22 protein-coding genes and 1 tRNA gene are annotated in these 21526 nt (G+C 67.4%); 9 read left to right on the top strand and 14 right to left on the bottom strand.

All coding sequences use genetic code 11. The features are described 5' to 3' along the window. Nucleotides 1-9: 9 nt before the first annotated feature. The 4 genes from ACZYW1_RS13565 to ACZYW1_RS13550 are packed head-to-tail and all read left to right on the top strand — an operon-like array spanning nt 10 to nt 3082. Nucleotides 10-702: a glycosyltransferase family 2 protein gene (locus tag ACZYW1_RS13565; RefSeq protein ID WP_463786495.1), complete on the top strand. Its 693-nt coding sequence runs from the start codon at nt 10-12 to the stop codon at nt 700-702. Then, nucleotides 699-1043 carry a DUF2304 family protein gene (locus ACZYW1_RS13560; RefSeq protein ID WP_463786493.1) on the top strand — a complete coding sequence of 115 codons (345 nt, stop codon included), beginning with the start codon at nt 699-701 and terminating at the stop codon, nt 1041-1043. The genes ACZYW1_RS13565 and ACZYW1_RS13560 overlap by 4 nt, the downstream gene beginning before the upstream one ends. Nucleotides 1044-1091: 48 nt before the next feature. Next, nucleotides 1092-1562, top strand: a complete 471-nt coding sequence (locus tag ACZYW1_RS13555) for a hypothetical protein (protein ID WP_463786491.1) — start codon at nt 1092-1094, stop codon at nt 1560-1562. After that, nucleotides 1559-3082 (top strand): neutral zinc metallopeptidase, encoded by a 1524-nt coding sequence (locus ACZYW1_RS13550; RefSeq protein ID WP_463786489.1) that lies wholly within the window; start codon nt 1559-1561, stop codon nt 3080-3082. Before ACZYW1_RS13555 ends, ACZYW1_RS13550 begins: the two co-directional genes overlap by 4 nt. A 29-nt stretch (nt 3083-3111) precedes the next feature. Here the strand turns inward: ACZYW1_RS13550 and ACZYW1_RS13545 are convergent, their stop codons facing one another. After that, nucleotides 3112-4221, bottom strand: a complete 1110-nt coding sequence (locus ACZYW1_RS13545) for a YeiH family protein (RefSeq protein ID WP_463787824.1) — start codon at nt 4219-4221, stop codon at nt 3112-3114. Nucleotide 4222: 1 nt separating this feature from the next. Next, complete coding sequence (locus tag ACZYW1_RS13540) at nt 4223-4378, bottom strand: hypothetical protein (RefSeq protein WP_463787894.1); 156 nt, start codon at nt 4376-4378, stop codon at nt 4223-4225. A gap of 172 nt (nt 4379-4550) precedes the next feature. Between ACZYW1_RS13540 and ACZYW1_RS13535 the strand changes: the two genes are divergently transcribed. Continuing rightward, entirely contained in the window at nt 4551-5072 is a 522-nt protein-coding gene (locus ACZYW1_RS13535) for a hypothetical protein (RefSeq protein ID WP_463786487.1), read from the top strand. 4 nt (nt 5073-5076) lie between these two features. Here ACZYW1_RS13535 and ACZYW1_RS13530 read toward each other — a convergent pair whose 3' ends face one another. Next, nucleotides 5077-6021 carry an NAD-dependent epimerase/dehydratase family protein gene (locus ACZYW1_RS13530; protein ID WP_463786486.1) on the bottom strand — a complete coding sequence of 315 codons (945 nt, stop codon included), beginning with the start codon at nt 6019-6021 and terminating at the stop codon, nt 5077-5079. On the opposite strand from ACZYW1_RS13530, the gene ACZYW1_RS13525 reads away from it, so the two are divergent. After that, entirely contained in the window at nt 5987-7816 is a 1830-nt protein-coding gene (locus ACZYW1_RS13525; RefSeq protein WP_463786484.1) for a hypothetical protein, read from the top strand. The genes ACZYW1_RS13530 and ACZYW1_RS13525 overlap by 35 nt on opposite strands. A gap of 19 nt (nt 7817-7835) precedes the next feature. Here the strand turns inward: ACZYW1_RS13525 and ACZYW1_RS13520 are convergent. Continuing rightward, nucleotides 7836-7911 (bottom strand) — tRNA-Thr (locus tag ACZYW1_RS13520). A 55-nt stretch (nt 7912-7966) separates the two neighbouring features. Then, complete coding sequence (locus tag ACZYW1_RS13515) at nt 7967-9163, bottom strand: DNA polymerase III subunit delta' (protein WP_463786482.1); 1197 nt, start codon at nt 9161-9163, stop codon at nt 7967-7969. Nucleotides 9164-9273: 110 nt separating this feature from the next. On the opposite strand from ACZYW1_RS13515, the gene ACZYW1_RS13510 reads away from it, so the two are divergent. Next, nucleotides 9274-10857 carry an adenylate/guanylate cyclase domain-containing protein gene (locus ACZYW1_RS13510; protein ID WP_463787823.1) on the top strand — a complete coding sequence of 528 codons (1584 nt, stop codon included), beginning with the start codon at nt 9274-9276 and terminating at the stop codon, nt 10855-10857. Here ACZYW1_RS13510 and ACZYW1_RS13505 read toward each other — a convergent pair. The 4 genes from ACZYW1_RS13505 to ACZYW1_RS13490 all read right to left on the bottom strand — a co-directional run bounded on the left by ACZYW1_RS13505 (nt 10854) and on the right by ACZYW1_RS13490 (nt 15455). After that, nucleotides 10854-11258, bottom strand: coding sequence for a hypothetical protein (locus ACZYW1_RS13505; protein WP_463786481.1), 405 nt, complete (start codon nt 11256-11258; stop codon nt 10854-10856). The genes ACZYW1_RS13510 and ACZYW1_RS13505 overlap by 4 nt on opposite strands. Before the next feature lie 119 nt (nt 11259-11377). Continuing rightward, the gene (gene topA / locus ACZYW1_RS13500; protein ID WP_463786479.1) at nt 11378-14182 is read right to left on the bottom strand and encodes a type I DNA topoisomerase; all 2805 of its coding nucleotides are present in this window, start codon (nt 14180-14182) and stop codon (nt 11378-11380) included. A gap of 188 nt (nt 14183-14370) precedes the next feature. Next, entirely contained in the window at nt 14371-14949 is a 579-nt protein-coding gene (locus ACZYW1_RS13495) for a hypothetical protein (protein ID WP_463786477.1), read from the bottom strand. 302 nt (nt 14950-15251) lie between these two features. Beyond that, the gene (locus tag ACZYW1_RS13490) at nt 15252-15455 is read right to left on the bottom strand and encodes a cold-shock protein (RefSeq protein ID WP_003925183.1); all 204 of its coding nucleotides are present in this window, start codon (nt 15453-15455) and stop codon (nt 15252-15254) included. 332 nt (nt 15456-15787) lie between these two features. Here ACZYW1_RS13490 and ACZYW1_RS13485 point away from each other — a divergent pair, with 332 nt between their 5' ends. Beyond that, nucleotides 15788-18130 carry a DEAD/DEAH box helicase gene (locus ACZYW1_RS13485; RefSeq protein WP_463786475.1) on the top strand — a complete coding sequence of 781 codons (2343 nt, stop codon included), beginning with the start codon at nt 15788-15790 and terminating at the stop codon, nt 18128-18130. Nucleotides 18131-18403: 273 nt separating this feature from the next. After that, a complete protein-coding gene (locus tag ACZYW1_RS13480) occupies nt 18404-19423 on the top strand; it encodes a PAS domain-containing protein (protein ID WP_463786474.1) in 1020 nt (339 codons plus the stop codon). An 11-nt stretch (nt 19424-19434) separates the two neighbouring features. Here the strand turns inward: ACZYW1_RS13480 and ACZYW1_RS13475 are convergent, their stop codons facing one another. The 5 genes from ACZYW1_RS13475 to ACZYW1_RS13455 are packed head-to-tail and all read right to left on the bottom strand — an operon-like array spanning nt 19435 to nt 21524. Beyond that, nucleotides 19435-20001: a dihydrofolate reductase family protein gene (locus ACZYW1_RS13475; protein WP_463786471.1), complete on the bottom strand. Its 567-nt coding sequence runs from the start codon at nt 19999-20001 to the stop codon at nt 19435-19437. 46 nt (nt 20002-20047) lie between these two features. Then, on the bottom strand, nt 20048-20404 hold the full coding sequence (locus ACZYW1_RS13470) for an Rv3654c family TadE-like protein (RefSeq protein ID WP_463786469.1): 357 nt from the start codon (nt 20402-20404) through the stop codon (nt 20048-20050). Next, nucleotides 20376-20675 (bottom strand): TadE family type IV pilus minor pilin, encoded by a 300-nt coding sequence (locus ACZYW1_RS13465; protein WP_463786468.1) that lies wholly within the window; start codon nt 20673-20675, stop codon nt 20376-20378. The genes ACZYW1_RS13470 and ACZYW1_RS13465 overlap by 29 nt, the downstream gene beginning before the upstream one ends. A gap of 23 nt (nt 20676-20698) precedes the next feature. Next, nucleotides 20699-20905, bottom strand: a complete 207-nt coding sequence (locus ACZYW1_RS13460; protein WP_463786466.1) for a DUF4244 domain-containing protein — start codon at nt 20903-20905, stop codon at nt 20699-20701. Between the two features lie 25 nt (nt 20906-20930). Next, nucleotides 20931-21524 (bottom strand): type II secretion system F family protein, encoded by a 594-nt coding sequence (locus ACZYW1_RS13455; RefSeq protein ID WP_463786465.1) that lies wholly within the window; start codon nt 21522-21524, stop codon nt 20931-20933. Nucleotides 21525-21526: the final 2 nt, after the last annotated feature.

Below are 21526 nucleotides of genomic sequence, written 5' to 3'. Positions count from 1 at the left end.
GGGCTTGATATGCCCAGTGATACGCGTGACGTCTGGATCGTGGTGCCCGCCTTCAACGAAGCGGGCGTCATCGGCGAGGTGATCGCAGAACTGCGGTCGACGTTCCCGAACGTCGTGTGCGTGGACGACGGCAGCGCCGACGACACCGGCGACATCGCCCTGGGCGCCGGAGCGCATCTGGTGCGACACCCGGTGAACCTCGGCCAGGGCGCCGCCATCCAGACCGGCGTCGAGTACGCCCGCAGCCAGCCCGGCGCGCAGGTGTTCGCCACCTTCGACGCCGACGGCCAGCACCGCGTCGGCGATGTGCTCACGATGATCGACCGGTTGGCATCGGACGCGGCCGACATCGTCATCGGGACCCGCTTCGGTCCGGGCGTCAGCCGGCCGCCGCTGCTGAAACGCATCGTGCTGCAGACCGCCGCGCGGCTGAGCCCGCGGGGCCGACGACTGGGTCTGACCGATTCCAACAACGGCTTGCGGGTGTTCAACAAAACCGTGGCCGACCGGCTGGACATCACCATGAACGGGATGAGTCACGCCACCGAGTTCGTCATGCTGATCGACGAAAACCGTTGGCGGGTAGCCGAACAACCCGTCGAGGTGCTCTACACCGAGTACTCCTCGGCGAAGGGGCAGCCGCTTCTCAACGGTGTCAACATCATCGTCGACGGATTCTTGCGAGGAAGGATGCCGCGATGAATTGGATCCAGGGTCTGCTGATCGCGTCGATCTTCGCGCTGCTGGTCTACTTGGTGCGGTCTCGGCGCAGCGTGCAGTCGCAGGCCTGGGTCAAGGTCGGCTTCGTATTGTTCCTGCTGGCCGGCGTCTATGCGGTCGTGCGACCCAACGACACGACCGTGGTGGCCCACTGGCTCGGCGTCGCCCGCGGCACCGACCTGATGCTGTACGCGTTGATCGTCGCGTTCAGCTTCAGCACCCTGAGCACCTATCTGCGATTCAAAGACCTCGAACTGCGGTACGCGCGGCTGGCCCGCTCGATCGCTCTGGACGGCGCGCAGCAGCCGAAAAAACCGCGATAGGTGCGCCGCGCCACAGATTAAAATCGGCTGACCCCGAAAGGTGCCGCGATGCAACGCGTCTCAATTTGTCTCTCCACCGCTACGGCCGCCGCCCTGCTGATCACCTGCCCACACGCCGCGGCGACCAGCCAAACCGACCTCGCCGACTGGCTCTCCAAAGTCGCGGGGCACGTGGAGGCGATCCACAAGGCCGAGAACGACGCGTACAGCCTCATCGCAGCCAGGGGTCACATCGACGACGACAAGTTGAAGGCCAACTGCGATCAACTGCGCAATGCCACGGAGGGGCTGCGGGATGTGATGCCGTCGCCGAACCCCACCCTGACCGCAGAGGTGCAGCAGGCCATCGACAACTTCGACAGCGCGTCGGAATCCTGCGCCGAGTATTTCGGGATAGGCGATGCCGAGAAGCTGAACGAGTTCTGGTTGCGCTCCCGAAACGGGGAGCAACACCTGTCCAGCGCCGACTCCATCATCGTCTCGTTGACCAAGCCCCAACCCACGGAGGCTCCCCGATGAACCGACTCCTGCGCGCTGCCGTGGTCGTGGTGAGTGTGGCCGCCCTGGTGGTGGGATGCCACAAGCCCTCGGTGCCCACCCCGCCGCCGGCACCGACTCTGACGCAACCGAACCCGTCGAAGGTGGCCGACAAGCCGGTCGGCAACGGGATCTCCGGGCTGCGGCCCGGCGCGCCCGGGCCCACCCGCAACGTGGCGGACGGCGACGGCGGCGAGATCGACAATCTGGCCGCGATGGCCGTGTCGGACATCGAACAGTTCTGGGCCGACGCCTACAAGGCGCCGTTGCAGGGCAAATTCACCCCGGTCAACGATTTGTTCTCCTACGACTCCCGGTACAAGAACGGCATGTTCTGCGCGAGGGACACCCACGGGGTGCCGAACGCCTTCTACTGCCCGGTCAAAGGGACCAACTGCCCCGACGACCGGCCCAGCCCGCCTGGCCAGTGCACCAACTCCTACAACACCATCGGATGGGACCGCGGCGTGCTGCTGCCCGAGGAACGCAGCACCGGCGGCGATATGGGCGTGGTGGTCGTCCTCGCTCACGAGTACGGTCACGCGGTCCAGCGGTTGGCGGGTCTGGAGATCAAGGACCAGGCTTCGCAGACGGTGGGCGAGCAGCAGGCGGACTGCTATGCCGGGGTCTACATGCGCTGGGTGGCCGACGGCAAGTCCAAACGCTTCACGCTGAGCACCGGAGACGGCTTGACCAAGTTGCTGTCGGTGATGATCGGTATCAGCGATTCGCTTGTCACGTCAGCGGTTTCGGACCGACTCAAGCGGCGGCAGGTACACGGGTCGGCGTTCGAGCGAGTGACGGCATTCCAGTTCGGTTTCGACGGCGGAGTGCCCGCCTGCGCCGGGATCGACGAGAAGGAAATCAAGCAGCGCCGCGGCAACCTGCCCAAGGAATTCGTCGAAGAGGGTCAGACCGGCGAATTCCTGATCAGCCAGGAGTCGGTGAAGAAGGTGACCGAGGCGCTGGGCAGAGTGTTCCCGCTCGACAAGGCCCCGCAGTTGAGCTTCGATCCGGCCTTCTGCCCGGACGCTCGCCCTAGCCCGTCGGCCTCGTACTGCCCGGCAACCAACACCATCGCGGTCGATATGCCCCAACTGATCCTGATGGGCACCAGTTTGGCCCGCGGCGCCCCCTTCCAGGGTGCAGGCCCACTGTTCGGCGACTACTCGGCGTTCTCGGTGTTCGCGTCGCGGTACATGCTCGCAGTGCAGAACCAGCGCGGCGGACTGCCGCTGGACAACACCAACACCGGATTGCGTACGGCGTGTCTGACCGGGGTGTTCACCACCAAACTCGCCAAGCCGGTGAGCCTTTCGGGTGGCACCAACATCGCACTCAGCGGCGGTGACCTCGACGAGGCGGTGTCGGGCATCCTGACCAACGGCCAGGTCGCCGGGGACGTGAACGGCCAGTCGGCGGCATCGGTCTTCGCGCGCGTCGACGCCTTCCGCAACGGAGTGCTCGGCGACGAGAACGCCTGCTTCAAGCGCTGGCCGTAGCGGACCCGCGGCGCCGGCGGTCGACCCGATCAGCCGGCGCCGACACCCCAGTGCAGTCCGCGTGAGGTGATCAGTACCAGCGCGAGCGAGACTGCGGCGACGACCACCAGGCCGATGACCGCGACCACCAACGGCCGCCATCCGGTGCGAACCAGTTCGCGGATGTCGGTGTTGAGCCCGACGCCGGCGAACGTCAGCAGGAACGCCCACCGTGACACGTTGGCCACATTGGCGGCTTGGCCCTTGCTGAGCAGGCCGGCGGTGGCGATCGCGGACACCGCGAGGAAACCCAGCACGAACTTGGGGAACTTGTCCCACACGAACGCGGCCCGCGCCCGCAGGCCCGGCGCTATGCCGTCGGCCTCGCCCCGGGACGCCCAATACAACGCGAAACCCAGCACGACGAAGCCGATCAGCGCGTTGCGGGTGGACTTCACCAGCACCGCGATCTTGCCGGCCTGCTCGGAATACAGGTAACCGGTGGCGGTGGTTTCCGCGGTGTTGTCGACGGAAAGCCCTGCCCACAAACCGAATTCGTGGTCGGTCAAACCGATCGCGTGCCCGAGGACCGGTAGGGCGAACAGCGCGACAGCGCCCAGCGCGAGAATCGAAGCGATCGCGTAGCCGACGTCGGCGTTGCGGGCCCGGATCGCTCCCTTGGACGCGACGATGGCCGACACCCCGCAAATGGAAGTGCCGATGGCCAACAGGGAACCGAGCTTGCCGGACAGGCCGAAGAAGCGGGCCGCGGCAAGGATGATCGCTCCGGCCAGCACCATGTCGACGAGGATCTGGATCAGCGAGATGCCGCCCAGTTTCACGACATCGCCGAGCACGAATCGCACACCGAGAGCGACGATTCCGATCTTCAGCCAGAATTCGTAGGTCTGGACGCCGGCGCGGAATATCCGGTGCAATCCGACGGTGTTGGTGACGAGCAGGCCCAGGACGATTGCCCACAACACGAATTCGACATCCGGGACGCGCCAATGGTACTGGTGGGCAAGCGAATTCCACCAGACCTGGGCATACTTGCCCAGCAGTCCGATGGCGGTCAGCAGCAGCACCCCCGGCACGTACTCGACGACGTTGCGGCTGACGAACTCGTTGTCGGGCTCGGTTGCAACGGCGCTCACCAGGTCACCACGGAATCCTGGGCAGCAGGCCCGCCACGGCCAGCAGCACCACGACGCCGGCCACGATGGTGGCCCACCAGTCCAGGCTCAGACGTCGCCGGTGTCCGTGCCGAGACGAGCCATCGTCGTCGTGCACCCCGTCGGGGTCGGGTGTGGACACCGCAATCTCCTTCCTGCCGGGACTTGCACAGATGCTCACCGGCGATCACGAACTCGAACAAGGGATTGGCTCCACCTGATCGCTACCCGCGGAGGAGCAAAATTGGTGCCCTTGCCGACGCCGCACCCTGGATAGGATTTCTGGCACAGCAACGTCGTCCGGGGAGTATCACGTGTCGCAGCCGCAGCAGCAGCCCAGCTATCCGCCGCCACCGGCGGAGCCGATCTTCCAGGTGCGCACCGTCAAGCACACGGGCGCCTTGATCTTCTGGATGAATCAGCGTTTCACCACCACCGGGACCTACGCGCAGTGCGAAGCGGCCATCGACGAGGCCCAACAGTACTGCATCCTGCTGGGGTGGTGGAGCATCGCATCGGTGCTGTGGAATCCGATCTCGTTGTCGCAGAACGCGAATGCGCGCAAGACCCTGCGGTTGCAGGCGCAGCAGGCCCACGACTACGCGGTGTGGTGGGCCACCTACCACGGCGGCGGCGTCGCGCACACCCGCGTCTGGGCTCCCCCGCCGGCGCAGCCCACACGACGCAAGTGGTGGGTATGGCTGCCGCTGGCAACCGTCGGATCGTTTCTCGCGCTCGTCATCGTGATCTCCGCGGTGCACGGCCCCAAGCATCACCGGCACACCGACCAGTGGACGCCGGCTCCGACCCTGTTGACCCCGACCTCGACCCCGTGACCAGCTAGCCGGCGTGGGTCCGGCGGAAGTAGTCCACGGTCCGAGCCACACCGTGGTCGAGTTCGACCTGCGGCTTCCAGCCCAAAACCGTTTCCGCTGAACTGATGTCGAGGCAGGACCGCTTCAGGTCACCCAGTCGCGGCGGATGGAACTCCGGGTCGTCAGGCGCGCCCACGGCGGCGGCCACGGCTGAATGCAGTTGCCGGTCCGAGGTTTCCACGCCGGTGCCGACGTTGAATCGTTGCCCACCGCCCGCCGAGCCGGAGGCCTTGACGAACGCGTCCACCACGTCGTCGACAAACACGTAGTCCCGGGTATTGGAACCGTCACCGAACACCTTGGTGGGTTTTCCGGACAGCAGAGCCTGCGCGAAGATCGCCACCACACCGGCCTCGCCGTGCGGATCCTGCCGGGGCCCATAGACATTCGCGGGCGCGATGTGCGAGCACTCCAGCCCGTAGAGATGCCGGAACGTGTTCAGGTAGATCTCGCCGGCCACCTTGCCCGCGGCGTAGGGAGACGCCGGGTCGGTGGGCACCGCTTCGCCGGTCGGATAGACCGGCGGTGTCCCGTAGATCGAGCCACCGGACGAGGTGTGCACCACCTTGCGCACCCCGGCCTGCCGGGCGGCATCGGCAAGCCGCACAGTGCCGATCACATTGACCGACGCGTCGAATTGCGGGTCGGCCACCGAGTGCCGAACGTCGATCTGGGCGGCCAGATGGAACACCACTTCGGGGCGGTGCTCTTCGAAGATCGCCCGCAGATCGGCGGTGACGATGTCGGCCTCGACGAACGCGAACTCGCCGGTCTCGGCGAGGTGCTCGAGGTTGGTCGCCCGGCCGGACGCGTAGTTGTCCAGGCCGGCGACGGTGTGGCCGTCGCTCAACAGCCGGTCGACTAGCGTCGACCCGATGAACCCGGCAGCCCCGGTGACCAGTGCGCGCACCGGCTCACCATACCGACGGGTCGGCGGGCTGCCGATAGTGGCGCTGGCCGCGGCGGGGCTCATCGCGATCCAGCTGGTGATCCGCGGCGTGCTGGCCTTCGGCGGCTACTTCTACTGGGACGACATCATTCTGGTCAGCCGGGCCGGCACGCACGGCCTGCTCTCGCTGTCCTATCTGTTCGACGACCACGACGGTCACGTCATGCCGGCGGCGTTCCTGGTGGCCGGGGTCATCACCCGGGTCGCACCCTTGAACTGGATCGGGCCGGCCGTCAGCCTGGTGGTGCTGCAGCTCGCGGCGTCGCTGGCATTGCTGCGGGCGCTGTACGTGATTCTCGGCTGGCGCCCGGTGTTGCTTGTCCCGCTCACCTTCGCGCTGTTCACGCCGCTCGGGGTGCCCGGGTTCGCGTGGTGGGCGGCGGCGCTGAACTCGCTGCCGATGCTGGCCGCGCTGGCCTGGGTGTGCGCCGACGCGATCCTGCTGGTTCGCACGGGCAGTCAGCGGTACGCGGTCACCGGCACGGTCGCCTACCTGGGTGGGTTGCTGTTCTTCGAGAAAACCGCGGTGGTCCCGTTCGTCGCATTCGCGGTCACCGCGCTGTTGTGTCATGCGCGGGGCGATCGCACCCCGCTCCGGACGGTGTGGCGAGGCGGCGTCCGACTGTGGGTGGTTTCGCTGGCGTTGACGGCCGGCTGGATCGCCGTCTATCTGGCCGTGGTGAACCAACGCCGGTGGAGTTCGGACCTGGCCATGACGTGGGATCTGTTGCGCCGCTCCGTTACTCACGGCATCGTGCCGGGTTTGGCCGGAGGGCCGTGGCAGTGGGGCCGGTGGGCGCCCGCCTCGCCGTGGGCTACCCCGCCGACGTCCGTGATGGCGCTCGGCTGGTTGGCGCTGGCAGCCGTGCTGGCGCTGTCGTTGGCGCGCAAGGAGCGCATCGCCGTGCTGTGGGTGACCGCGGCCGGTTACGTGGTCGCCTGTCAGGTGCCGATCTATCTGATGCGTTCGTCACGCTTCACGGTGCTGGAGTTGGCCCAAACCTTGCGCTATCTACCAGATCTCGTGGTCGTCCTGGCACTGCTGGCCGCGGTCGGTTTGTGCGCACCCAACCGTGCGTCGTCACACCGGTTGGACACGTCGGCGCTGCGCACGGCGATCACCGTCGCGGCGGCAGCACTGTTCGTGGCGAGCAGTGGTTATTCGACGGCGACCTTTCTGACGTCCTGGCGGGAAAACCCGGCTCAGCCGTATCTGCAGACCGCTCGCCGCGAACTCGCCGCGGCGCACGCGCGGTCGAGCGCACCGCTGCTGGAGCAGGAGGTGGATCCGCTGGTTCTCGGCCGGGTCGCGTGGCCGGACAACCTGGCCGGTCACGTCTTCGCGCTAATGCAGGATCGGCCTGAGTTCGCCTTGACGACAACACAATTGAGGACACTTGACGGAAGCGGTCGCCTCGTCGACGCGCAGGTGACGTGGGTTCGCGCCATGAATCCCGGACCGGTGCCGCAGTGCGGGTATCTGGTGCAACCCGATCACCCGATCCAGATCGGTCTCGACGGCCCACTGCTGCCGACGGATTGGACGGCCGAGGTCAACTACCTGGCCAACAGCGACGGGTCGATGTCGATGGCTTTGTCGGACGGGACCTTCACCCGGGTTCCGGTGCACCCCGGGCTCAACCGGGTGTTCGTGCGACTGCCCGGCGCGGGCAACGCCATCCGGGTACGCGCCAACACCGCCGCCTTGAGTGTGTGCGTCGCGGCCGGACCGGTGGGGTACGTATTGCCGCGCTGAGCGGCCCTCGGTCGAGGAGTGGAGCCACCTAGGAGAATCGAACTCCTGACCTGCTCATTACGAGTGAGCTGCTCTACCGACTGAGCTAAGGTGGCCTGCCCTGTCGGGCGGCACGAGTCTACGGCAGCGCCACTCGGGCGCTCAAACAGCTCAGTCGCGTAGCGCCTGACCGATGGTGGCGACCATCGCGTCCACGGCGAACTTGGGCTTGACGTTGATCGCCAGCGCCTCCCGGCACCCCAGTACGGCCTCGATGCAGCGCAGCAACCGATCGGCCGGAACGTGCGCAGCCATCGAGGCGATCTGCTCGGCCATGTCGGGGTGATTGGCCCGCGGGCCCGGGGCACTCGCCGCGACCAGCAGCGCGTCGCGAAAGTAGGTTGCCAGGTCGATCAAAGCGCGATCGAGCGCATCTCGGGACGCCCGGGTCTGGCGCGACTTCTGCCGTCGCTCAAGGTCTTTGATCGCACCGGCGGATCCGCGCAACGCTCCTGCGGCGCCCTTACCGGTGCCGCCGGCGCCCAGCGCCGTCCGCAATTCCTCGGTCTCGGCCTCGTCACGATCGGCCGTCAGCACCGCCGCCTCCGACTCGGCGGCGGCCACCAATGCCTCAGCCGCGGCATAGGCCTTGGAGCGGGTCGCGGCGTCGCGGGCCAGCCCCAGCGCCTGCATCCGCCGGTCTCGGGCCTCGGGATCGGTGGCCAGCCGCCGCGCCCGCCCGACGTGACCGCCGCTGACCGACGCCGCCCAGGTCGCCGTCTCGGGTGAGAGCCCGTCGCTGTCGATCAGGACCTGCGCGATGGCGTCCGGCGGCGGCGTCACCAGGGCGACGTGCCGGCAGCGAGAGCGCAGCGTGATCGCGATGTCCTCGGGATCGACCGACGGCGCGCACAGCAGGAAGACCGTGGACGGCGGCGGCTCCTCGACCACCTTCAGCAACGCGTTGGCCGCGCCCTCGGTGAGCCGGTCGGCATCCTCCACCAGCACGATCTGCCAACGTCCCGTACTCGGTCGCCGGGACGCGATCTGCACGATCGCACGCATCTCGTCGACACCGATCGACAGCCCCTCGGGGATGACGCGGCGTACATCGCCGTGCGTACCGGCCATCGTCGTCGTGCAAGAACGGCACTCACCGCAACCGGGCAGGCCCTCGGAGGTGCACTGCAGCGCCGCAGCAAAGCACAGCGCGGCCACCGAGCGCCCCGAACCGGGCGGGCCGGTGATCAACCAGGCGTGGGTCATCGCGGCGCTGTGAGTCGAATCACCGCGGGCCGCGGCCGCGGCGGCCACCAAGTCGGCCTCCACCGACTCCTGGCCAACCAGGCGCGTAAATACCCGTGACATCACCGGCAACAGTAGTGGCCACCGCCGACCTCCCGGCGCGATCGGGCACCGCATACTGCCCTTTTGGCTACTTTTTGGTCCCCGTCGACCGATACGGTGGGCAGGTGAGCATGGCAGGGGCACTTCCCAGACGAATCCGCGGATTCGTCCAGTGGTTCGTGCGCACGCCGTGGCCGGTGTTCACGCTGAGCCAATTGCAGGCCGACATCATCGGCGCGCTGTTGGTGCTGGGGTTCCTGCGCTACGGGCTTCCGCCGGAAGACCGCATCGAGCTACAGAAGCTGCCGGCGATGAACCTGGCGACCTTTGTCGGGTCGATCGTCGTGTTGTTCGCTCTCGGGACACTGATCAGCGCGCGGCTGCTGGTGCCGGTGTTCCGGTGGCAGCGCCGTGACGCGCTGTTGGCCGACACCGATCCGGTCGCGACCGAGTTGGCCCGCAGCCGGGCACTGCGGACACCGTTCCACCGCACGGTGATCAACCTGGCGTCCTGGTTGATCGGCGGCGTGGTGTTCATCATCACCAGCTGGCCGGTGGCCCATCACGCTGCGCCGGTGGTGGCGGTCGCGACCGGCCTGGGTGCCACTGCCACCGCCATCATCGGCTACCTGCAGTCCGAGCGGGTGCTGCGCCCGGTGGCCGTCGCCGCCCTGCGCGGCGGATTGCCAGAGAACATCCGGGCCTCCGGCGTGATCGGCCGCCAGATGCTGGCCTGGGCACTGTCCACCGGCGTACCGCTACTGGCGATCGTGCTGGCCGTGGTGGGAGACAAAGAGCGGTACCTGCTCGGGCCCCCGGAGAAGCTGCTCAATCCGATCCTGTTGCTGGCGTTGCTGGCACTGGGCATCGGGCTGGCCAGCACGCTACTGGTGGCGATGTCGATCGCCGACCCGTTGCGCCAATTGCGCTGGGCCCTGGGCGAAGTGCAGCGCGGTAACTACAACGCGCACATGCAGATCTACGACGCCAGCGAGCTGGGTCTGCTGCAGGCCGGCTTCAACGACATGGTCCGCGACCTGTCCGAGCGGCAGCGCCTGCGCGACTTGTTCGGACGCTACGTGGGTGAGGACGTCGCCCGCCGCGCGCTGGAACGCGGCACCGAACTCGGCGGCCAGGAGCGCGACGTGGCGGTGTTGTTCGTCGACCTGGTCGGCTCGACCCAGCTGGCGTCGACCCGGCCGCCGGCCGAGGTGGTCAGCCTGCTCAACGAGTTCTTCCGGGTCGTGGTGGACACCGTCGGGCGCCACGGCGGCTTCGTCAACAAGTTCCAGGGTGACGCGGCGCTGGCCATCTTCGGCGCCCCGATCGAGCACCCGGACGCCTCCGGTGGCGCACTGGCCGCCGCACGCGAGCTACATGACGAACTGTTGCCGGTGATCGGTTCGGCGGAATTCGGCATCGGGGTGTCCTCGGGCCGCGCCATCGCCGGACACATCGGCGCGCTGGCCCGATTCGAGTACACGGTGATCGGCGACCCGGTCAACGAGGCGGCCCGGCTCACCGAACTGGCCAAGCTGGAGACCGGTCACGTGCTGGCCTCGTCGGTCGCGGTCAGCAACGCTCTGGACGCCGAAGCCCTGTGTTGGGACGTCGCCGAAGTGGTGGGCTTGCGCGGGCGCACGGCACCGACTCAGTTGGCGCGTCCGCTGAATCTGGCCGCGCCGGAGGGGGTTTCGAAGGAACTCAGCGGCTAGCGGCCGGCAGGCGGCGGGATGGTGAGGTCGCTGGGCACCAGCGGGCCGACATCGATGAATGTCTTGCCCTGCGAGTCAGGGCCGCCGCTGATCGGGTCGCTGCCCAGATTCAGCAGATCACTGAGGCCCGGGATGCTGGCCGGCTGACCGCCTTCGAGCACACCGGCGTCGGACTCGGTGATGTTCTGCACCACGACCGGCGTTTCCACCCCGCCCATGGTCTGCAACAGGTCCGCGAAAGAGGGACCGCCGGCATCGGGATTGTCGTGCGAGTTGTTGGAGAGCTGCATCGCCGGCACCTGTACGTCGCGCAGCGGCGGCGAAGAAGGGGCCGCGATCAGGATGCTGACACCACCGAGCGCAACACCGGCGGTGATGCAGTAACGGACGGCGGGTCGCATGATTCTCCCTATCGGACGCGTGATGTTTTCACGACGTGTGTAGGGACACTGTACCTGAGAACTGGCTGAGAATCACTAGTTAATTTTTCCGGGCTCGGCCAGACCTCCCGAAAAGGCCTCTAGCTGCGCTTTGCTGCCTTCTTGGCCGCGGTCTTCTTCGCCGTTTTCTTAGCCGGAGTCTTCTTCGCGGCGGCTTTCTTAGCCGTCTTTTTCACCGGGCCGCGGGCCCGCCGATCCGCCAGCAGCTCGGAGGCGCGCGCATCGGTGATCGACAAGACGTCGTCGCCCTTACGCAGGCTCGCGTTGGTCTCACCGTCGGTGACGTACGGGCCGAAGCGGCCGTCCTTGATCACCATCGGCTTACCGGACGCGGTGTCGCTGCCCAGTTCACGCAGCGGCGGCGCCGCAGCGCCCTGGCGCCCACGACGTTTCGGTTCGGCGTAGAGCTTCAACGCCTCCTCGAGAGTGACGTCGAAGATCTGGTCCTCGGTGGCCAGCGAGCGAGAGTCGGTGCCGCGCTTCAGGTATGGGCCGTAGCGACCATTCTGGGCGGTGATCTCCTCTTTCGATTCGGGGTCGACGCCGACCACCCGCGGCAGCGAGAGCAGCTTGAGGGCATCCTCGAGCGTCACGGTCTGCAGGTCCATGCTGCGCAGCAGCGATCCGGTGCGCGGCTTGGGACCGGTCGGCTTCTTGCCCTTCTTCGCCGGCTGGCCGGCGGTGCCCTCGTCGTCGTCCGGCTTGGGCAGCACCTCGGTGACGTACGGGCCGTAACGTCCGTCCTTGGCCACGATCTCGTGCCCGGACTCCGGGTCGACGCCCAGTGAGCGGCCCTCCTGGGGAGTCGCAAACAGCTCTTCGGCAACCTCGAGGGTCAACTCGTCGGGGGTCAGCGAATCGTGCAGGTTGGCCCGCTGCGGCGTCGGTTCGCCGTCGTCACCCGTCACCATCCGCTCGAGGTACGGCCCGTTGCGGCCGACCCGCACGTTGACCTTTCGGCCCTCCGCGTCGTCAAAAAGCTTGATGGAGTTGACTTCTCGGGCATCGATGCCCTCGAGGTTGACGCCGACCAGCTTTTTCAGGCCACCCGAGCGGGCGATCGAGTCGTCGACGCCGTGGTCGCCGCCGAAGTAGAAATTGTTGAGCCAGTTGGTCCGCCGCTCGGTACCCGACGCGATCGCGTCGAGTTCGTCCTCCATCGCGGCGGTGAAGCCGTAGTCCACCAACCGGCCGAAATGCTGCTCCAGCAAACCTATGACCGCGAACGCGACCCACGACGGGACCAGCGCGCTGCCCTTCTTGTGCACGTAACCGCGGTCCTGGATGGTCTTGATGATCGACGAGTACGTCGACGGTCGCCCGATGCCGAGTTCCTCCAGCGCCTTGATCAGCGAGGCTTCGGTGTAGCGGGCGGGCGGGTTGGTCGAATGGCCGTCCGGAGTGAGCTCGGTGGCGTCCACCCGCTGGCCCTGGGTCAGCTGCGGCAGCCGGCTCTCGGCGTCGTCGGCCTCACCACCGGCCTGGTCGTCGACGGTTTCCACGTAGGCCTTCAGGAACCCGGCGAAGGTGATGGTCCGGCCGCTGGCGGAGAACTGAACCTGACGGCCGCCCGATTCGCCGTTGATCCGCAGGCTCAGCGTGGTGCCGCGGGCGTCGGCCATCTGCGAGGCCACCGTGCGCTGCCAGATCAGCTCGTAGAGCCGGAATTCGTCACCGTCGAGCTCACGCCGCACACCGTCGGGGGTGGCGAAGGTTTCCCCGGCCGGCCGGATCGCCTCGTGGGCTTCCTGCGCGTTCTTCACCTTGCGGGTGTACTGGCGCGCCGAGGGGTAGACGTACTCCTCGCCGTAGAGCTGACGGGCCTGCGTACGGGCCGCGTTGATCGCCGACTGCGACAGCGTGGTCGAGTCGGTACGCATGTAGGTGATGTAGCCGTTTTCGTACAGCCGCTGGGCGATGCTCATCGTGCGCTCGGCGGAGAACCGTAACTTGCGGCCGGCTTCCTGCTGCAGCGTCGACGTCATGAACGGTGGGTACGGGCGACGGGTGTAGGGCTTCTCCTCGACCGACCCGACGGTGAGCTGTTGCCCGCGCAGGCCGGTGGCCAGCGAAACCGCACCGGCCTCGTCGAGCACCGTCACCTCGTCGGGCTTGCGTACCACGCCCAGCGAGTCGAAATCGCGTCCGGTCGCAACCCGCAGGCCGTCGACCGTGGTCAGCCGGGCGTTGAACCGCGGCGGCTGCGCCTTGGGGTCCGACACGCTGGCGTCCAACTCGGCCACCACGTCCCAGTAGGCGGCGCTGCGGAACGCCATCCGGTCGCGTTCGCGCTGCACGATGATGCGGGTGGCCACGGACTGCACGCGCCCTGCGGACAGCTTCGGCGCCACCTTCTTCCACAGCACCGGGCTGACCTCGTAGCCGTACAGCCGGTCCAGGATGCGGCGGGTCTCCTGCGCGTCGACCAGGTCGATGTCCAGGTCGCGCGGATTGGCGGCGGCCTCCAGGATCGCCTGCTCGGTGATCTCGTGGAACACCATCCGCTTGATCGGAACGCGGGGCTTCAGCGTCTCGAGTAGGTGCCAGGCGATTGCTTCGCCCTCGCGGTCACCATCTGTGGCCAGGTAGAGCTCGTCGACGTCTTTGAGCAGGCCCTTGAGCTCGGTGACCGTGCTCTTCTTGTCCGGGCTGACGATGTAGAGCGGTTCGAAGTCCTCGTCGACGTTGACGCCGAGACGGGCCCAGGGCTCCGATTTGTACTTGGCGGGCACGTCGGCCGCCGCCCGCGGCAGGTCGCGGATGTGGCCCCGGGACGACTCGACGATGTAATTGGCGCCGAGGTAGCCGGCCAGTTTGCGCGCTTTGGTGGGCGACTCGACAATGACAAGTCGCCTCGTGGCGCCGTTCCCGCCGCTATCAGCCACTTGTGCCTACGCTCGCTTCCATTACTTCTTCGGCCCCCACCGGCCTCGCAGATAGGTATTTCCGCGATCGGCCGACGTCAATCCACGAAGCCTCTCGGCCGGTAGACAACTGACAATGTGGCACCCGAAAAGGGCCGACGCAAACCGACCCCCCGTGCGGAGCCGTTTTCGAGGCCGCGCTATTTCACCTAGACGCGCGGCCAGAATGCCAACGCCTCGGCCACCTCAGGCGGTTCCCCGACGTTCTCTACCAGGCGCGATAGCCTGCGGCGACCACTGATACGCAGAGCGGGCCGCGCGCCGCGGGTGCCGATCAGCGTCGGCGCGATCCCGACGCGCATCAACGCGGACGCCAGCGGCGAATGCGTGTCCGGTGCGTGCGGATCCAGCCCCAACAGGTAGCGGTCGGCTTCCGGGCTGCCGGCGGCCAGGATCCAGGCGCGCAATTCCCGCGGCCCAGGCAGCCACATCGGTGGAACGGTCTTCACCGCGCCGCGGGTCCACTCTCCGGCCATTGGACGCAGCCGGGTGTCGACATCGGTCCGAACCAGCGGGGTGTGTTCGTCAGTCTGGGTGATTTCGGCGGTCAATCCGGCGTTGTCGATCATCTGGCCGAGCGCCTCGGCCCGCCAGGCTTGATCGACCACCACTGACAGCCGGGCTCCGCTGCCGACGGTGACGATCTGGCCGGCCGCGGCGAGCACCCCGGTGAGGTCGGTGACCGCAGGCGGCACCGACTCAGCGGAGAAGAAAGACAGCTGGCTCACGACATCGACATTAAGCGCCCGAGCGCGGACGATGCGCGCCGCAACGCGGCGAGAGGAGGACTCGCTCCCACCAACCCCAGCGCGGACGATGCGCGCCGCAACGCGGCGAGAGGAGGACTCGCTCCCACCAACCCCAGCGAGGACGATGCGCGCCGCAACGCGGCGAGAGGAGGACCCGCTCCCACCAACCCCAGCGTGGACGGCGCGCGTGACGCTCGTGAATCACGATGGGCGGGAAGCGAAAACCCCCCGTCCGAACCTGGGGATACCAGGTCGTGCGGGGGGTCGTCGTTGACAGTTGCTCAGATGGAGCGGACGCCGGTGGCCTGAGGACCCTTGGGGCTCTGTCCGACCTCGAACTCCACGCGCTGGTTTTCTTCGAGGGTGCGGAAGCCGCTTCCCTGGATCTCCGTGTAGTGGACGAACACGTCGGCCGAACCGTCTTCGGGGGCGATGAAGCCGAATCCCTTTTCCGCGTTGAACCACTTCACAGTTCCCTGTGGCATTTCTCGATATTTCCTTTACTACTCGGGTGCGAAGCATCACCTCGATGCTCCGGGCCCGTTCCGACCGCTAGACCTTGCTGAGTCGTCGGAACTTCACCCGACCTACAACGCAGGAACCGCGACCGCAACGTCGATCCTGCGAAAGTTTGACACGAACACAGAAGCTGCGACCGCAAACAGTCAACCATGTTCAACGCCCCAGCAACAGCCTCAGGTCAGCAATTGAGCTACCACGAGGTAAACAATTGAAGTGCGGGCCCGAAACCGCCGGTCGACGCGGGCCACTCGGCCGCATTTCCGAGTCGTCAGTTCAGATCAGGAGGCACTTAATCGTGGTGACGTTCGGCAGCGAGTTGCTCGCGGCCGCGGTCGCCGGCATCGAGGTCGGTGAACACCCGCTGCGCCATGTCGCCGAGCTACCGGCGCGGCACGGCCGCCAACAGCCTTGGCCGACATGGGTCGAACCCGATGTGCTGCGCGCTTTCACCGACCGCGGTGTGAGCTTGCCGTGGGCACATCAGGTGCAGGCCGCGGACCTGGCACACGCCGGACATCACGTTGTTATCAGCACTGGCACGGCATCCGGGAAATCGCTGGCCTACCAACTGCCCATCTTGAATGCGCTGGCGACCGGTCCGCGCGCCCGTGCCCTCTACATCTCGCCGACGAAAGCCCTTGGCCACGATCAATTGCGGGCCGCCCACGCACTGACCGCAGCGATCCCCCGGCTGGCCGATGTCGCGCCGACGGCGTACGACGGCGACAGCCCGAGCGAGATACGGCGTTTGGCGCGCGAGCGGTCCCGCTGGGTGTTCTCCAACCCCGACATGGTCCACCTGGCACTGCTACGCAACCACGCTCGCTGGGCGATCTTCCTGCGCAATCTTCGCTTCGTCGTCGTTGATGAATGTCATTACTACCGTGGCGTTTTCGGATCGAACGTGGCGATGGTGCTGAGGCGGCTGCTGCGGTTGTGCGCCCGCTATTCCAGTGACCCGGCCACGGTACCCACCGTCATTTTCGCCAGCGCGACGACGTCTGATCCGGGCGCGACCGCCACCGAGCTCATCGGCCAACCTGTCGCGGAGGTCACCGAAGACGGATCACCGCAGGGCGCCCGGACGGTGGCCCTGTGGGAACCGGCATTGCGCACCGACATCACCGGTGAAAACGGCGCACCGGTCCGCCGGTCCGCCGGCAGCGAGGCGGCGCGGCTGATGGCCGATCTGATCGCCGAGGGGGCGCGGACCTTGACGTTCGTCCGGTCCCGTCGCGGTGCCGAACTGACCGCGCTCGCCACTCGTGCACGCCTCGAAGACATCGCTCCGCAGCTGGTCGAGACGGTGGCGTCGTATCGGGCGGGGTATCTGCCCGAGGATCGCAACGCGCTGGAACAGGCGCTGCTGGACGGGCAGTTGCGCGGTCTGGCCACGACCAACGCCCTGGAACTCGGTATCGACATCGCCGGCCTGGACGCGGTGGTGCTCGCCGGTTTCCCCGGAACGGTCACCTCGTTCTGGCAACAGGCCGGCCGTTCTGGACGGCGAGGCCAAGGGGCGCTGGTGATGCTGGTGGCCCGCGACGACCCGCTGGACACCTATCTGGTGCACAACCCCGCCGCCCTGTTGGACAAGCCGATCGAGCGGGTGGTGATCGATCCGGCCAACCCCTATATTCTGGGTCCTCAATTGCTGTGCGCTGCAACAGAACTACCGATCGACGACGCCGAGGTTCGATCGTTGGGCGCGGAGGATGTCGCCGCCGGCCTGGTGGATGACGGGCTGCTGCGACGTCGTTCCGGCAAGTACTACCCGGCGCCGGGGGTGGATCCCCATCCGGCCGTGGACATTCGGGGGCCGACGGGCGGTCAGGTCGTGATCGTCGAGGGCGACACCGGTCGGCTGTTGGGGACGGCGAGTGCAGGCCAGGCCGCCGCCGCGGTGCATCCGGGCGCGGTGTACCTGCATCAGGGCGAGAGCTACGTCGTCGACTCGCTGGATTTCGATGACGGCATGGCCTTCGTACATGCCGAAGATCCCGGATATGCCACGTTCGCACGCGAACTCACCGACATCGCGGTCACCGGGCCCGGCGAGCGCCGCGCATTCGGACCGGTCACTCTCGGCCTGGTGCCGGTCAGCGTGACGAATCAGATCGTGGGCTACTTGCGTCGCCGGTTGAACGGCGAGGTCATCGACTTCGTCGAGATGGTGCTGCCGCCACACACCCTGCACACCATGGCGGTCATGTACACCATCACCCCAGAAGAGTTGGACGACAACGGGATCGAGCCCCTACAGATTCCCGGTTCGCTGCATGCCGCCGAGCACGCCGCGATCGGCCTGCTGCCGCTGGTAGCCAGCTGCGACCGAGGTGACATCGGCGGCCTGTCCACCGCCGCCGGTCCCGAATCCGACGGTCTGCCAAGTGTCTTCGTCTACGACGGGTACCCCGGCGGGGCGGGCTTCGCCGAACAGGGATTCCGGCAGGCCCAGACCTGGCTCAGCGCCACCCTCGCGGCGATCGAGGCGTGCGAATGCCCGTCGGGCTGTCCATCGTGCGTGCAGTCGCCGAAATGCGGCAATGGCAACGATCCGTTGGACAAGGCGGGAGCGGTGCGAGTGTTGCGACTGGTACTCGACGCGCTTGCGACTGGCGGCCAGTCATCGGGATGACGACCCACCCCTCGAACGGCCGACGTCCTTATGACCATTCCTTCGCAGCGGCGACGGTGAAAACGCTTTCCGCACTGCTGAAGAAACGTGCGTCCGCGCCGCAGAACATCGAAACAGCCTGCGATGGGCGCAGCAGAAAATACCGTCGGCCTTCGACCTGTGCAAGTTCAGCACCCGCGCATCAGGCTACGCACAGGTTGATCACAGTGATCGGTACCCGGATTCGAGTGTGACGCAACGGGAATCGCATTTTCGCGGCTAAGCTCGTGAGTTATGACCGACGACTGGCTGCTGGTGGAGACGTTGGGCACCGAACCGGCCGTGGTGGCCGTGGGCCGTCAACTGCAGGACCTGGTTCCCATTGCCGCGTTTTTGAAGCGCACCGCCGGCCGCGCGGCCATCCAGTCCGCGATCGCGGAGTCGGTCCAAACCAGCAAGGGTCTGGTCAGCATCACGCCGAAGAAAGCCCGGGTGATCCGGACCGAACCGGTGTTGATGTCTGACGGCCGTGTCCACGGCGTGCATGTCTGGAGCGGCCCGCCCGAACAGGAGCCTCCCGAGCGGCCCATTCCGGGTCCGCTGAAGTGGGACGCGACCCTCGGCGTTGCCACCGATACCGCCGAGTCGCTGGCCAACATGGGCCGGCAGGTCGAGATGGACGGCCCCGAGGAGCGGGCGTTCGCGGAGTGCTGGCCATCGGGTGAGCTCAAGCCCAACGAAGGACGGGCACTTGCGGCGGCAGTCCGGTTCGAACCCGGTCACACGATGTGCGACACCTGGGACGGCCGGGACTGGCAGGGCAACGCCATTCGGGTGAGCTTCGTGGTGCGCAACGGGGTCGAAGAGGGCGGGGACGGCCGCGAGCACATGGTCGCGCGCGGCTTGAACTGGCGCGCCGAACCGGCCGACCGGCCGACGCCGTCAGACCGGCTTGCCGAGCAGATCCTGCGGGGGCTGGCTGAGCCCGGGGTGCATCGCGCATTATTCGACCCGCACAGCTGGACGCTGCTGAAGTGGCTCGACGCCCCGTGCCCGTTCTACGACTGGCGCCGCATCGCCGCCGACAGCCCGCGGATACATCCCGACGACGAGGCGAAGAGAGCCGCGATGCGCACCGAGTTCGCCGACGGTGCGGCATCTGCGGTGCTGCGCTTGCCGGCTCACGACGGCGGCTGGGCGCCGATCCACGTCACGGTCAACCGGGTGGAGCTCGACCAGGACGCCTTTGCCGGTCTGGTCTCGGTGCGGCTGCCGACCGACGCCGAACTCGCCGAGGCGGGGCTGCCGGACTGACCGGAAGACGGTCAGTCGTGTTTCGCCGCGTAGCGCAGCAGGACTGTGCCGCCCGGGAAGGTGCGGTTCTCCACCAAGCGGAGCGAGATCCACGACGGCAGGGTCGGGAAGAACGGTGTGCCGCCGCCCACGATCGTGGGCGTGACCACGATTCGGTACTCATCTACCAGTCCGGCCCGCACGATCGGTGCGGCCAGCGTCGCGCCGGCCACCTCCAGCGAGCCGTCGGTTTCGGCTTTCAGCCTCGTGACCACCTCGACCGGGTCGCCGCGTTCCAGGCGGGAGTTCCAGTCGACGGACTCCAGGGTGCGCGAGAACACGACTTTGGGCATGTCGCGCCAGATGTGCGCAAAGTCGACGATCAGCGGGGTGGCGTCCGGGGTCTCGTCGGCGGTCGGCCAGTACGCGGACATCAGTTCGTAGAGCCGTCGTCCGTAGATCGACAGGGCCGTCTCTCGTTCGAAGTCGTTCCAGTACTGGTGCAGTTCCTCGCTCGGCTCTGACCAGTCGATGCTGCCGTGTGCGTCGGCGATGTACCCGTCCACCGAGACGTTGAAGCCATAGGTGAGTGTGCCCATGCCGATCAGACTGCACCCGGAGGCAGAACTCATCGCGCCGGGCGGATCAGACCGGACCGGCGCGAGCGGCAGCTCGCGCATTGCCCCAGCGACCGCCCGCGACCCTCACCTCGACAGTGATCACGACATCGAGCTCGTCGACAACGCAGTCAGCGACGTCGGCGTCCATGGTGCGGGCCAGCGCACTGCCCCGTCCACACGCCGACTCAGCTCCACCGGGCAGCTGGGCGGCGGCGGCCAGCGCGGCCAGGTCGGCGGCGGCCTGCGCCCGGTGCCGCGCGACCACGGCGGCGCCCAGGTAGGCGCCTCCTGCGGTGACGACCAACAAGACGACGACCATCGCCGCCGCGACGACGGTGACCGCGCCCCGCTCGTCACCCAGGCTCGACCGCCGCAGCCGCACTCGCGGTGATATGCAGCGCCAGAAGCAGATTCGATCGCGCTGTGACCTTGGCGACGATGTAGTCCCCATCGCGATGCACATCCACGGCCGCGCCCGCGGGTGCGACTCCGCGAGCGGCGCCGATCGCCGAGCGCTCATCCCCCCGAGCCGCCAACCGGGCCGCCTCGCGTGCCGCGTCGATGCAGCGGATCTGCATTGACACCGCCGTGAGACCGGCCAGACACAGCATGAGCACCGTGACCAGGGTGGCCACCCCGAATGCCGCCTCCACAGTGGCCGCACCGGTGTCGTCGGCTAGGCCTTGGTGTTCAGCGCGCGGGCGATGATGTTGGTCAGCGCCGAGACGATCGAGTCGCCGGTGACCACCGAGTAGAGAATGGCCGCGAAGGCCGCCGCCGCGATGGTGCCGATGGCGTATTCGACCGTCGACATCCCGGCCTCGTCCACCGCCAGCAGCTTCAGGCGAGTCGCACATGCGTGAAACACGTTGACTGATTGCATCTTTCCTTCTTTCGTTATCTGACATTCACAGCAAGCCCGACTCCAGAAATCCTCCCGCCAGACCCGCGACGACGGGGACGATGCCGAGGCAGACGAATGCCGGCAGGAAGCACAAGCCGAGCGGTCCGGCGATCAGCACGCCCGCTCGCTCGGCCGTTGCGGCGGCCGCGTGCGTGGCGTCCTGCCGGCACTGCGCGGCAAGCCCGGATACCGCCTCGGCCAGCGCCTGACCCGAGGCCGAGGACCGCCGGGCCAGTCGCAACAACGCGTCGATCTGAGGGTCAAGCTCGCTGGTGGCGAGCCCGGGCGGCGCCGACCAGGCGATGTTGGGATCGGCGCCCAGTGCGAGCAGGTCGGCTGCCCGGCGCAGAATCTGAGCCAGAGTCGGTGGGGCGGATCGCGCCGACGCCGCCGCGGCCGTCGACACCGCCATCCCCGCGGCCAAGCAGACCGCGAGCACATCCAGGCTCGACGCGACGGCCAACGGATCCGGTCCGCGTCTCTTACCGGACTGCACGGGTGGGGTACGACGCGGTGCCGTAGCACGCGATCGCACGATCGACGGGCCGACGCCGCTGAGTAGCGCTCCGGCCAAAAGTATTGCTGCAGTAAGATTCATCC

The organism is Mycobacterium sp. IDUB_36, from assembly GCF_055419225.1.
The sequence above is the reverse complement of the archived record's forward strand: the minus strand, read 5'-3'. Positions and strand labels throughout refer to the sequence as shown.